Below are 11,665 nucleotides of genomic sequence, written 5' to 3'. Positions count from 1 at the left end.
GGCGATCGTCACGGCACCGATGACGACCACCGCGAGCAGAACGCGGTGTGTACGAGACAGGTAGAGCCCGCCCGGCGCCGGCGGATGCGGCGGCGGGTGCGGCAGCTCTACTGCCACACCGTGGGATTGACGCACGAACGACTCCTTAGTCATGGGTCCCGTCTCGATGCTGGTCCTCGCCGGAGAGGTACGCGAGAAATTTCTCGCGCAACTCCGCTTCTGTATCGCCGGCCAGCCCGCTCTGGTGTCTGAGCACTGCCTTGACGCCGATGCGGATGAGCGTGTTCGCCGTGATCCGCTCTCCCTTGTGGGCGCGTGCCGCCATCAACTCCTTCGCGAGCGCCTCCAAGTCGAGCTGGTCGCTGTTCGATAGCGGCACCCACTTCGGGGTCAGCTTGTTCATCTGCTCTCTGCGCTGCTCTGGCGTGAGCGCCATGTCGCCCCCTAGGGACCTTGGAGTCTGTGACTCCAAGACCTTATGACTCGGGGGCCGAGGTGTATCGAGGCAGATGCTCCCCACGCGCTCCCCCTCCTCTCGTTGTCGCGTACGAGAGGACAGTACCGCAAAACCCTTGAAGTTCAAGAGGCTTGAACTTCAAGGGTTTGAGGACTATGGTTCCTTTCGTAAGCGAGAAGGGCCGGGCTGGCAGGCCCGACCCTTCTCAGCCCGCACCGGCGTTGGAGCGCCCTGCGGGCCCTGGGACACCCCTGGACTGAAGGGATCTCCATGAAGAAGTCTGACAGCATCAGTACCAGCAACCCCCTGCAGGTGGCGATGGAGGCCCCCATCGCCGGACCGCGGCTCGTCGCCGTCGGCAAGGAGGGCCCCGCGTTCGAGCCGTGTGGCAATTGCCGCGGCTTCGAGACGGTCAAGGTACGCGTCGACGGCCGTCTGATCAGCGTGCACTGCCCCGTATGCGCCCAAGCCGCAGGGCGTGCCGCATGACGAAGCTTCCCGCCACCACCCCGGCCGCCAACGGCTTCGTATCCCCTTCCGCCGACGAGGACCTTGAGGACTACCGGAAAGCGGAGGAACAGCGGCGGTTGCAGCCCCACCGTCGCCGCGGCCTCGGCTGATTCCCGGCTCAGACCGGGACTCGCCGTGTGGGCGGAGGCGCCATCGGACTCCGCCCACACCCCGGTTCTCCCTCATCCCCCTCGTGACTGGAGGCTGCTGTGCCTGCATTTCCGCACCGGCGCGCCACCACGCCGGGCACCTACCCGTACCTTGAGCAGATCGAGGCGGTGGTTCCGTGATCACGCACGAACACCGCACAGCCCTCGCGGCGTCGGCCGCAGCGCTGACCGCCGCCGCCCTGGCAGCCACGGCCGGCGCCGGCTGGGGCCCCCTGCTGACCCTGGCCCTCATTGGCTACGGCACCGTCCTCGGCGCCGTAGTCGCGACCTCCGCACTGCGACTCGGCACGGTGCTGCGCGTCACGAGTCACGGCCTGGTCCTTGCCGCCGTGGTCACCGCGCTGGTGCTGATCAGCACCGCCCGCTCCGTGGCCGCGCTCACGGGGGTGAACACCTCATGGGCCGCCTGACCGGCAAGACCGAAGAGGCGCTCTTCGGCGCGATGCTGCTCCGGCCCGTAGCACTGCCCCATATGCGATGGGTACCTCCGGGCGCGTTCAGCCGTCCCGACCACGCCGCGCTGTGGCGCACGCTGCACGCTATCGACTTCTCCGACGTGACCACCTCCGACGTCCCCACGGTCGTCGGCGCAGCCGTCGACCAGATCGAGGAGGCGGGCCTCCGCGCCTGCCTCAGACCGGTCCGGCTGATGGAGTTCGTCAGCGCGTGCCCCAACCCCCGCAACGCGGCCCTCTACGGCGGGATGGTGCTGGACGCGGCCGCACACCGGACCGTTGAGGAAGCCGGGATGCAGCTCCGCCAGAAGGCCCAGAGCGCCGAGGTGGATCAAGCCGACCTCGCGCTCGCGGACGCCGAGCACGCCCAACAGCGTCTGCGCCATCTGTCCACGGCCTGGGAACAGGCCCCCGAGACGGTCCGCAACCTACTGGACACCCCCGCCCAGACGCCCGAGGTCGCGGAACGCAGAACCCGTGCCCGTACGGACGTTCAGGCCGAGGCGGACACCGTGGCGTCCCTGCTGGACCGGCCCGAGCAGATCCGGGACCTACGGCAGCTCCGGCCCGAGGACTTCTCCGATTCCCAACTGGCCTCCGCCTACGGAGCCATGTACGCCCTCGACCAACGGCAGGCACCGATCGACACCCTCACCGTCGCCTGGGAAGCCCAACGCCGCGGCGACGGGATCCGTGAGGACCTCCTGCAGACCCTGGAGCGCACCAGCGTGCCAAGCGCGGCCTGGAGCGGCGATCAGGTCCTCGCCATCGCCGCACTGGACCGGATGGACGCGGCTGGCCACCAACTCCGCAACCTCTCCCGGATACCCGCCCTGGCTCCCTCCGGCCTGATCGAGCATAGCGAGACGGCTCTCCAGCCCGTCGCCGCCGACCGCGACCGCCTCCACGCCACCCGCGAGGCGGACCCCGCGGCCCCCGATCCGGAGCCAGCCCCGCACGCCCCCGACCCTGCCGACGAGATGGAGATCGACGTATGAGCAACTGGGAACGCGCGGATCCCGCGATGTACCTGGCAGGTACCGCACGACAGGTGACCGCCCCGCACTACGGCGCCACCCAGCCGCTGCCGCCCACCCGCAGCCTGGCGGGATGGCTGCGGGAGAACGCCGCACGCCTCGCTCCCGGACTTGTCGCGAGCGCCGCGTGCGGCCTGGCCCGCCTGTGGCACGAGCAGCTTCCCCAGGGTTCGACGGAACCCCTGTGGATCATGGGCGCCTTGACGGCGCTGACGGCCTCCGGCGGCACCGTCGCCGCCGCCCAGCCGAACGGCGACCGGGGCATCGTCGGAGCTGCCTACGCCGCTGCCGCAGTCGCAGCTATGACCGGAGTCGCCGCGTACACGCCACGCTGGCCACTGGCCGTACTGCTGTGCCTTCTGTCCATCGCCGGCGCCTACGGGCTGTGCGCACCACACTGGCACGCCGAGCGCCGGGCCCAGCTCCACCACGAACGCGAGCTGGAAACACAGCGACTCCGCGGCGAGCAGTCCCTTGCTCACACCGCGCTTCAACTGCGCGGCGAAGCCGAAGTCGAGAAGTGGCGCGCACGCCGAGAAGAGGCCGTCGTCGACCAGATCACGCGCGCCTCCGACGCCCGCACTGCCCGCATCCTGGCGCCCGGAGACGAACTCAACGTCGCCGCCCTGCTCCGCGCCGCTGGGCACAACGCGCCGCAAGAACTGCCCGCCGGAGGCCGAGAAGCGCAGAACTCCTGATACGCCACCAGGCGAGCCAAGGGACTCGACGCCCCCCCCGCAGGGCGTCGAGGACCCAGTACGTGAAACCGACAAGAAGGGAATGAACGTGACCGAGCAATCAAGAAAGCGGGCTGACGAGGGAGATCAGGAAGTGGGCAAGAAGCGAGCGACCGCCGAGCTGATGCCCGTCCTCGCCGGGCTCGACAAGTCAGCCACCCATCTGGAGACCGCCGAAGCCACCGGCCGAAAGATCGGTCCCGGCGACATCGCCACGTACCAGTTACAGGCCGACCACGCCCGACATCTCCTCACCTCGAACGCCCTCGACCCGCGCGAGGTCAAGACAGCCGAACGCGAGCACCGCGGCGACGGCGAGCGCGGCTTCGCCGAGCGCGGCCTCGACCACACCATCCGCGTACGGCACTTCGAACCCGCGCCAGGAGCCGAGGACCAACCGCACAGCGACGAGGAGATCGAGCTGTAGAACAGGGGGGCACGAGCGAGGGCGCCGCATTCGCGCCGATGCTATCTGCGCGTCGTCGCGTTGCCGGGTATGGATGGGCAGCTTGGTCAGGCGCCCGACATGACAAGGCGGCCCCCTCACCGCCTCGGAGGGGGCCGCCTTGTCATGTCGGGCGCCTGCTAGTTCGTCGCGTCCAAGCGTCGTTCCTGTACGTAAGCGATGAACGCGGACCAGGTGGACGCCGGGACGACCAGGGCCGGCCCTGTCTTGTCTTTGGAGTCACGCACGCCGACTTGGTCGGTGAGATTCGCGATCTCGACGCATGACCCGCCCTGGTCGTTGCTGTACGACGATTTGTGCCAGGAAGCTTCTTCGGCCACGTCGGGGGCCGTCAGGTGAGTAGTGATGGCGTCTTCCGTCCTTGAGTGAGTTGGTGCAGGAACGTGGCTGTTTCAGCCGGAGCCAGCGCGCTCTCGCGCATGGCGTCGAACCGGCGCAGGGCTCGTGAGACCTCGCGCCGGGAATCGGTGACGCTGATGGTGTTCGGCATGTCCGTTTGGACCACCGGGGTCCGTGGCTCTTCGGTGCTACATGATCCCCGACCAGTTCCACGGTCGGGGACCGTGGCGACCACGCAGGCAGTCCACGCGGAACTGCGCCTGTTGTGCCCATTCGGGGTTGCTTGCGGCGTGTTGTGCGGCGTAGGTGACCATCCGGAGTTCCCGTGCTCTGGCAAGGAGTTCGTAGCCGTCCCAGCGGGTGACGTCGGAGCCGTACGCGGAGCAGAACTCGTCGTACTCGGCTGCGGTGACAGCGCCGGTAGTCCATCGACGGACGGCCGTCGAGACGAGATCCCATTCCGGCGGACCGAGTGAGAAGCGCTCCAGGTCCAGCATCTTCGGGCCGTCGACCGTACGGACCAGGTTGCCTGGCCAAGCGTCCCCGTGGACGGCGCACAGCCGCCCCGTGAGGGGCTGTGCGTTCCATGCTTCGGCTAGATCCTGGTGAAGACTCCGGAGCCATGTTCGGTCGGCGGTGCTCAGCGTCGTCGCGGCCTGGAGCCTTTCGGGGACGCGGACGAAGGGGTCGACGAGGGGGAGTTCGAAGTCCGGCCGGGGCAACGCGTGGAGCTGCCGGAGCAACTGCGCGACGTCGGCGGCCGATCCGTGCTGGTGCGCCGGCAGCTCGATCCAGAAGGTGACCGGACGGCCGGACACTTCCACAGGCTGGCCGGGAACGTCAGCCAGGCGCACGGCGGGCACGTCGTGCTCGGCGAGCCACGCCGCGACACACACCTCACGGCGCGCCGCGGCGCTCTGCCCAGAACGAGCGATGCGGACGATCGTGCGCTGCCGCGGGAGACGCCAGATCTGGTTCTCTGCGAGCCGTACGGGCTCGGGCTTCTCCGCGTGCAGCCCCGCGAGCGAACACGCCTGGACGACAGTCTGGTCAGCGGTTGGCGAGGGGACGGATGTCATGCGGATACGGTGGCGGTGATGCGCTTCCGCAGGGCGGAGGCTTCGGGGATGGTGGGGTGCTTGGCGGAGAACGCTGCCAGTTGACGCAGGTCATCCGCCGCACGGCGGGAGGTCAGGGTCCCGGCTTCGTCGAGGGCCTCATGGCCGACCGCGGCGGCCTGCCGGGGATCGCTCTTAGCCATGAGGAGAGAAGCGAACTTCGTACGACTGATGGCACGGGACCGACGGTACGCGTCGCCATGGCCCTTCACCGCCGTGTCGAAGCGCCGGGCTGCACGTCCGGGGTCTTGCCCGGCCAGGACCGCGAGGTCGAACAGCGCGTGGGCGGTGTCTCCCGCGTGTTGAGCAGCGTCGTAGTACCGCATCCACGGCGGGTCGTTCTCCGGGGCGGCCTGGGCGAAGGCATCGTCTGCCTGCCCGACTGCGGCCATGCACTCGCGGACGTGGCCCAGCTTGCCGAAGGCGCGGGCGCGAGCGGTGTGCAGCATCGCGCGCTCTGTCGGGGTGATGCGGTCGGCGCGAACGAGGCCCTTCTCCGCGTAAGTGAGCCCGTCGTCCGGGCGCCTGATCCAGATGGCCTGTCGTGCGAGGAAGCTGAAGCTCTTGGCCCGCAGGTGCCATTCGTCGGCCTCTTCCGCGCAGTGGGCGGCGAAGACGAAGGCATTGGTGGCCTGTTGGTGCGCGTACGCATCGAAGGCGCTGGCGCCCACGACGATGCCGAGTCGAGCGACGGCGGAGAGGAGGTCTGCGCGCAGGTGCTCAGCGCAGGGGATGCGGAGAAGCCCTTGCGACCAGTCCATGGCCGTGCCGGCGACATCGGCGACGAGCCCGCCGCCGCCGAAGCGGTTGTCCCACGCGCTGACGTCGGTCGCGATCTTCTTGACCTGCTCGATGTGGGGACTGCCGATAGCGTCCGGCAGCGTCAACTGCGTCGGTGCGAACGCCTCTATGGGGGTCAGCGCGGCGGCACCGCTGACGTGGAGAAAACTGCGTCGAAGCACGGGGTCGCTCCCTGGGCGAGAGGTCGAGTCGTCTCCGCCCAGGATGCGGCCTGAGCGGACCCTCTTCGCTCCAACTTGCTTGCCCCGGCGGCGTTCCCCGGCATCACGCCCAGATTCCTCGGCATCGGCAGGGTTGAAGACCATCGGCCATGCCCGTCCGAAGACCCCTCCCGTGTCGAGAACTTCGTCAAGACGATGCGCCAGATCGAGCTTGCACCAGGGGTAGCGCGCCTTTTCGAGATCCAGAATCACATCCCCGCTGACCTGGACTAACCGCCCCAACGCACTGGCGGACAGGCCCTCTTCCTTGCGGCGGTGACGAAGCTCCGCCCCGAACCAGGCGCGGGGCGATTCCCCTGGGTTGAGCTGCCTCTCTGGCTGCGGCATGGCCTGTTCTCCGAAGTCGTGATGCCGAGGGATCGAACCCTCGGCATCAGGCTCTGCACGCGAATCACGTGTTCTGCCTGAATGGTTGCTGACCGGTACAGCCCCAGTACACACCGCGACCGCCCCCTGCTGTAGGGGATTACGGAGAACGGACGGCAACCATGGGCGCACTTCTCGATACCCCCCACGTGGGTCTCACGACGCGATCCGCCTCCTCGTGCGGTAGCGGAACGCTCGACATGGTGTTCAACGTGGCGCCGGAATACCTGCGGACTGTGCGGGCCGTCCTCGAAGCGCACTGCCCAGTATGGGGCGTCGACGACGACACGGCCGCTCGATTGGTGTACGTCGTCAACGAGCTGGTGACGAATGTGCTGAAGCACGCCGAACCGGATGACAACGGCATGCGCCCGACGAGTCTCCTGGTGACCCGGGTTAAGGACGGGATCTCGGCCATCGTCAGCGACCGCGACCCTCGACCACCGATCGAGCGTGTTGCGAAAGACAGCGATGAAAGCGGCCGGGGCTGGGCCCTCGTACAAGCCCTCTGCGGCGCGGTATCCACCGGTACGACCACGCTCGGCAAAGACGTCTGGGTCTTCATCCCGACAGACAACGAGGCCGCCGCGTGACGGACAAGACCCCTTCCCCGACTGCCTGTTCGCCTGAGCAGCTCCTCGGCGGCGACTTCTCGTCGGCCGGAGTCTCGGAGATGTCCACCGCCATAACCCGTGTGGTTACCACTCTCACCGAGCTGCTCGCCGAACACGCCCCTGACGGCACGTGGCAGGGATCGCCGGACCCCGCCGAGCACATGACACAAGCCGGCTCCATGGTCGATCAAGCCCACAGGGCGCTGCGCGAGGCCCGAGGACGTCTCGATGTGGTCGAGACCAACGCCCGCGATCGACAGCGGGCGCGTAGATCCGCGCACGCCCCGGCACATGCACTGCTTTCGAACCACTCCTGCTGAGTCTGAGCCCCCGACCTACTCAGCAGGAGACCCCAGGTGGTCGGCCGACCGTCCAGGCCACTCGACGGTCGGCCGACCACCCCAGCATCCAGCCGGTGAACCCCGGTCCCGGTGGCCACCGTGTTCCGTACCGATCAGGAGTGACGATCTATGTCCGCGTTCCTCGCCGAGGCCCGGCGGGATCCCATCGTCGAGGCAGCCTTCCTCCTCGCTGAGGAGTGGTGCGAGGGCCACGTCATCGAGGACGAGGGCGCCGTCCAACGGGCGGTAAGGGTAGTCGACACCTTCGGGCGATATACCTCGTTCCCGCCGCACTACACCGTCGCCGGCCTGGTCCTGCACGACGCCCCGGATTTCGCCCCGCGCGCAGAGGTGGAGAGCCGTGTCACCAGTGCGTGCGGTCCCGACGTGCTGACGTTCATCGACAAGCTGCACGCCGAGCACCAAGTGCTGGCAGAACCCAGCGAGGAGAACATCCAGCAGCACCTCCAGATGCTGCGGGATGTGCCCTGGCTTGCTACGGCTGCCCTCGCGGACAAGATCGTCGCTTTCCAGCGGGTGGTCGGCCTCGCGGAGCGAGCAGCCGACCCGGGCGCCTTCTGGGCTGAGCGGCCGGCCTTCACTCGCCTGATGCCCTACTTCCGTCGCCTCCTTGACACGGCCCGCACGTACGCGCCGGCAGACATGTGCGCCGACTACGAGGCCCTGCTCGACCGGTGCCCGACGTCCTGAACTGCAACCGACCCCTCTGCTCAACCCCAGTCACTACCGAGGTCTCATGAAACTCCCGCCCTGGCCGATGATGACGGCGCTGTCATCGATATCCGGCGTCCCGTACGGGGACGCACCGCCGCCGAACCACGCGTCTGCCGGGGGCCGGGATGTCTGACAGCGGCCAGAACGGAGCCGTCGTCGCGGCGGCAGAGACCGGGCTGCGGCGTCGGCTGCGGCTTCTCGTCGGGATACCCGCGCTCGCGGCGGCGGGCGCTTCGGCGGCCGGGTGGGCGCTGCATGCCGGTGCCGGCATGCATCCCGGGTGGGTAACGGCAGCGACGGCGGCGGTCGCCGCGATGGCCGTCGCTGGGGTCGACCGTCACCTCGGGCAGGTCTCGCGGCAACAGATCGCCGAGGAGCGGCAGCGGCACGCGCTGCTCCGGAAGAAGTGGGCCGAGATCGAGCAGGCCGACGCCGCTGTCCAGCAGGCCGAGGCGGGGTACCGGCGGCGGGTGGCCGAGGTGCAGCAGCGTGAGGATCGCATCGACGGGTGGTTGAACAGGATCGGCACGCTCCTCGCGGAGGGCCGCATTCACGTCGCGGAGGCCCGGAAGAAGGCGTTGGTGGGGGAGCGTCCGGACGTTCCCGAGCAGCGGGCATGGACGAGGACGGGGGAGCCGTTCGCCGACATCGCGCAGCTCGGCGAGTGGCTGCGCTACGAGGCTGTCCTGGCTGTGGCCGACGTGTCCGAGCGCTCGCCGTCGCCGGCATCGACTGCGGTCGACTACGGCGAGGTGTTCGCGGCCCTCGCCAAACGCCTGCACTCGCTGGTCTCCAGGGCGCTGGCGACGCTGGAGGCCCTGGAGCGGGACACGGAAGACCCCGACGTGCTGCACAAGTTGTTTGAAGTGGATCATCTGGTGACGCAGCAGCGGCGGACGGTGGAGAGCCTCGCGATTCTCGGAGGGAAAACCCCACGGCAGGTGAAGCCGCCGGTGGATCTGCAAAAGGTGATCCGGCAGGCGACCTCCGAGGTCGAGCACTATCCCCGCGTTTCGTCGCCCTTGCTCAGCGGTGAGGCCGCCGAGCTGGCTGTGCCGGGGTACGCCGCTCCGGAGGTGACCCACCTCCTGGCCGCGCTGATCGACAACGCCACTCAGTACAGCCCTCCGGACACGCGGACGACGATCCGCGGCGAAACGGTCCCCGCCGGACTCGTCATCGAGATCGAGGACCGGGCCCTGCCCATGAGCCACGAAAAACGCGCGGCGCTGAACCAGATGCTGGACGCGCCGAGCGACGTCGACTTGCCCACGCAGGTCACGGGCGGACAGATCGGGCTGTTCGTCGTGGCGCTGCTCGCGCAGAAGCACGGTATCCGCGTCAAGATCCAGAGCAACATCTACGGCGGGACCCAAGCCGTCGTGGTGCTGCCGCCCGTACTGCTCGTCAAGCTGCCCGACGTGCAGGTGCAGCCTCTGCCGCCTCAAGCGCCCGCGACCGTGCTCCCTGGACCGTCGGCCAGGGACGCGCAAGCCGAGCCCGAGCACCAGGCCGTCGGTGAGGACACCTCCAGAACGCCTGTGCCGCCGCCCCTGCCGCGACGGACAGCGGCAGCCCCCGTACTACGGGCGGAAGGCTCTGCCGGTGAGCCCGCCGCCGCGGGCGGCCGGCCGCCGCTGCCCCGCCGGCAGGAGGCGACTTCGGCCGCTACGTACGCGGCCCGCCCGGGGCAACCGGCCGGACCGCCAACCGGCGGTCTCCTCGGGGCTTTCAAGCAGGGCCAGACCGCGGCCGCCCAGACGGCGGCCGATCAGAACCGTGACGACCGCGGCGCATACGAGACCACGCCCGCGACCGGTCACCGCGACGACGTTGGAGAGCGCAATGACAGCGAGTAGTGACGTGACGGAACAGACGCGCATCGACTGGCTGCTGGAAAGGTTCTTGACGAGGGTCCCGGAGACGGTCGCCGCTCTGCTGACCTCGCCTGACGGTCTCCTCCAAGCCAACGCGCACTTCACCGAGGAGCAGGCCGAGACGATGGCCGCGATCGTGTCCGGGCAGTATTCACTGGCCGGTGGCGCCACCAGGGTCTTGGACCCGCACGGCCAGGGCGCTGTGCGCCAGATCGTCGTCGAGCACGACGCCTACGTCCTGTTTGTCATGTCCGCCGGTGCCGGACTCGTTCCGGGTCAGCCCGCGCCGGCGGGCGAGGACCCCGAGACCGTGAGCACCCTTCTGGGCGTAGCGACCACCAGCGAGGCCGATGCGGGCCTGGTAGGGCACGAGGCGGCGCTGCTCGCGGGCGCGCTTGGCGAGCATCTGGTCATCCCCACCCGCCGAGGCAGTGATGACACCCAAGCAACCGCCTGACGAAGCGGAGGCGTGGGCTGTCGAGGAGACGCACACCCTCCGGCCGTACGCCGTCACGGGCGGCCGGACGGAGCCCACGCACTCACTGCACCTGGACACCCAGCTCGTGGCGAGACCCGGCGTCACGGCTGCCGCCGGGATGGTGCCGGAAGCCGACGCAGCTCTGGCCCTGTGCCGGGACGGCTTCCGCTCCGTCGCCGAGATCTCCGCCTACCTGGGTCTGCCGGCCCAGATCACCAAGATCCTCCTCAGCGATCTGATCGACGCCGAACTCCTCGACGATCTCGCCACCCTCCCGCCCGAAACACACTTCTTGGAGCAGGTTCTTGTTGCTCTCCGACGCAAGTGGCCCGACGCCGCAGGGGCCTCAGCCGCGTAGTGCCACTCCGCTGACGCTCAAGATCGTCGTCGCGGGTGGGTTCGGGGCCGGTAAAACCACGCTGATCGGGTCGGTCTCCGAGATCGAGCCGCTGGCGACCGAGGAGATCCTCACCCGTGCCAGCGAGGGCGTCGACCGGCTGGACGGCACACCGGGGAAGACCACCACCACGGTGTCCATGGACTACGGCCGCATCACGTTCGAGGAGCCGATGTGCATGCGGCTCCAGCTCTTCGGCACCCCCGGGCAGGACAGATTCCTCTTCACCTGGCCTGACTTGGCCTACGGCGCGAGCGGTGCCGTCATTCTCGCCGACACCCGCCGGCTCACCGACAGTTTCACCGCCGTCGACTACTTCACCGCGCGGGCGACGCCGTTCGTCGTGGCCGTCAACCAGTTCGCGGACCGCCGCTACGACTACACCACGGACGAAGTCCGCGAGGCCCTGGACCTGCCGGAGCACGTCCCCATCCTCCTGTGCGACGCCCGGCAGGAGATCTCCGCCGCCCGCGTCCTGATCTCCCTCGTCGACCACGCACTGAAGACCGCCCCGGACCGTCGTCCCTCCACGCTAGGAGCCTGATC

18 protein-coding genes are annotated in these 11,665 nt (G+C 68.9%); 13 read left to right on the top strand and 5 right to left on the bottom strand.

Annotation, left to right across the window (positions count from 1 at the left end; all coding sequences use genetic code 11):
• Window positions 1-145: 145 nt before the first annotated feature.
• Window positions 146-436 carry a hypothetical protein gene (locus tag AN218_RS05770; protein ID WP_070015529.1) on the bottom strand — a complete coding sequence of 97 codons (291 nt, stop codon included), beginning with the start codon at window positions 434-436 and terminating at the stop codon, window positions 146-148.
• Window positions 437-727: 291 nt separating this feature from the next.
• Here AN218_RS05770 and AN218_RS05765 point away from each other — a divergent pair, with 291 nt between their 5' ends.
• The 6 genes from AN218_RS05765 (at window position 728) to AN218_RS05745 (ending at window position 3,793) form a co-directional block, all read left to right on the top strand.
• Window positions 728-946 (top strand): hypothetical protein, encoded by a 219-nt coding sequence (locus AN218_RS05765; protein WP_070015528.1) that lies wholly within the window; start codon window positions 728-730, stop codon window positions 944-946.
• Window positions 943-1,077 (top strand): hypothetical protein, encoded by a 135-nt coding sequence (locus tag AN218_RS38700; protein WP_275936956.1) that lies wholly within the window; start codon window positions 943-945, stop codon window positions 1,075-1,077. Before AN218_RS05765 ends, AN218_RS38700 begins: the two co-directional genes overlap by 4 nt.
• A gap of 176 nt (window positions 1,078-1,253) precedes the next feature.
• Window positions 1,254-1,547: a hypothetical protein gene (locus AN218_RS05760; protein WP_070015527.1), complete on the top strand. Its 294-nt coding sequence runs from the start codon at window positions 1,254-1,256 to the stop codon at window positions 1,545-1,547.
• A complete protein-coding gene (locus AN218_RS05755) occupies window positions 1,535-2,590 on the top strand; it encodes a DnaB-like helicase N-terminal domain-containing protein (protein ID WP_070015526.1) in 1,056 nt (351 codons plus the stop codon). Before AN218_RS05760 ends, AN218_RS05755 begins: the two co-directional genes overlap by 13 nt.
• Window positions 2,587-3,327, top strand: coding sequence for a hypothetical protein (locus AN218_RS05750; protein ID WP_070015525.1), 741 nt, complete (start codon window positions 2,587-2,589; stop codon window positions 3,325-3,327). The genes AN218_RS05755 and AN218_RS05750 overlap by 4 nt, the downstream gene beginning before the upstream one ends.
• Window positions 3,328-3,460: 133 nt before the next feature.
• Entirely contained in the window at window positions 3,461-3,793 is a 333-nt protein-coding gene (locus AN218_RS05745; protein WP_079131852.1) for a hypothetical protein, read from the top strand.
• Window positions 3,794-3,951: 158 nt separating this feature from the next.
• Here the strand turns inward: AN218_RS05745 and AN218_RS05740 are convergent, their stop codons facing one another.
• The 4 genes from AN218_RS05740 to AN218_RS05730 are packed head-to-tail and all read right to left on the bottom strand — an operon-like array spanning window position 3,952 to window position 6,638.
• Window positions 3,952-4,152: a DUF397 domain-containing protein gene (locus AN218_RS05740; RefSeq protein WP_070015523.1), complete on the bottom strand. Its 201-nt coding sequence runs from the start codon at window positions 4,150-4,152 to the stop codon at window positions 3,952-3,954.
• Between the two features lie 11 nt (window positions 4,153-4,163).
• Complete coding sequence (locus AN218_RS34195; protein WP_171908609.1) at window positions 4,164-4,322, bottom strand: hypothetical protein; 159 nt, start codon at window positions 4,320-4,322, stop codon at window positions 4,164-4,166.
• Window positions 4,323-4,359: 37 nt separating this feature from the next.
• A complete protein-coding gene (locus tag AN218_RS05735; RefSeq protein WP_079131850.1) occupies window positions 4,360-5,250 on the bottom strand; it encodes a phosphotransferase family protein in 891 nt (296 codons plus the stop codon).
• Window positions 5,247-6,638 (bottom strand): helix-turn-helix domain-containing protein, encoded by a 1,392-nt coding sequence (locus AN218_RS05730; protein ID WP_070015522.1) that lies wholly within the window; start codon window positions 6,636-6,638, stop codon window positions 5,247-5,249. Before AN218_RS05730 ends, AN218_RS05735 begins: the two co-directional genes overlap by 4 nt.
• A 161-nt stretch (window positions 6,639-6,799) precedes the next feature.
• Here AN218_RS05730 and AN218_RS34190 point away from each other — a divergent pair, with 161 nt between their 5' ends.
• The 7 genes from AN218_RS34190 to AN218_RS05695 all read left to right on the top strand — a co-directional run bounded on the left by AN218_RS34190 (window position 6,800) and on the right by AN218_RS05695 (window position 11,663).
• Complete coding sequence (locus AN218_RS34190) at window positions 6,800-7,270, top strand: ATP-binding protein (RefSeq protein ID WP_079131849.1); 471 nt, start codon at window positions 6,800-6,802, stop codon at window positions 7,268-7,270.
• Window positions 7,267-7,611, top strand: coding sequence for a hypothetical protein (locus AN218_RS05720; RefSeq protein ID WP_070015521.1), 345 nt, complete (start codon window positions 7,267-7,269; stop codon window positions 7,609-7,611). The genes AN218_RS34190 and AN218_RS05720 overlap by 4 nt, the downstream gene beginning before the upstream one ends.
• A gap of 150 nt (window positions 7,612-7,761) precedes the next feature.
• A complete protein-coding gene (locus AN218_RS05715) occupies window positions 7,762-8,343 on the top strand; it encodes a hypothetical protein (protein ID WP_070015520.1) in 582 nt (193 codons plus the stop codon).
• A gap of 149 nt (window positions 8,344-8,492) precedes the next feature.
• Window positions 8,493-10,226 carry a sensor histidine kinase gene (locus AN218_RS05710; protein WP_070015519.1) on the top strand — a complete coding sequence of 578 codons (1,734 nt, stop codon included), beginning with the start codon at window positions 8,493-8,495 and terminating at the stop codon, window positions 10,224-10,226.
• A gap of 4 nt (window positions 10,227-10,230) precedes the next feature.
• A complete protein-coding gene (locus AN218_RS05705; protein ID WP_171908612.1) occupies window positions 10,231-10,701 on the top strand; it encodes a roadblock/LC7 domain-containing protein in 471 nt (156 codons plus the stop codon).
• Entirely contained in the window at window positions 10,679-11,080 is a 402-nt protein-coding gene (locus AN218_RS05700; RefSeq protein WP_070015517.1) for a DUF742 domain-containing protein, read from the top strand. The genes AN218_RS05705 and AN218_RS05700 overlap by 23 nt, the downstream gene beginning before the upstream one ends.
• The gene (locus AN218_RS05695; protein ID WP_070015516.1) at window positions 11,031-11,663 is read left to right on the top strand and encodes a GTP-binding protein; all 633 of its coding nucleotides are present in this window, start codon (window positions 11,031-11,033) and stop codon (window positions 11,661-11,663) included. The genes AN218_RS05700 and AN218_RS05695 overlap by 50 nt, the downstream gene beginning before the upstream one ends.
• Window positions 11,664-11,665: the final 2 nt, after the last annotated feature.

This window comes from Streptomyces nanshensis, from assembly GCF_001751255.1.
Taxonomy (GTDB): domain Bacteria; phylum Actinomycetota; class Actinomycetes; order Streptomycetales; family Streptomycetaceae; genus Streptomyces; species Streptomyces nanshensis_A.
Note: the sequence above shows the minus strand (reverse complement) of the source record. Positions and strands in the feature narration are given on the sequence as shown.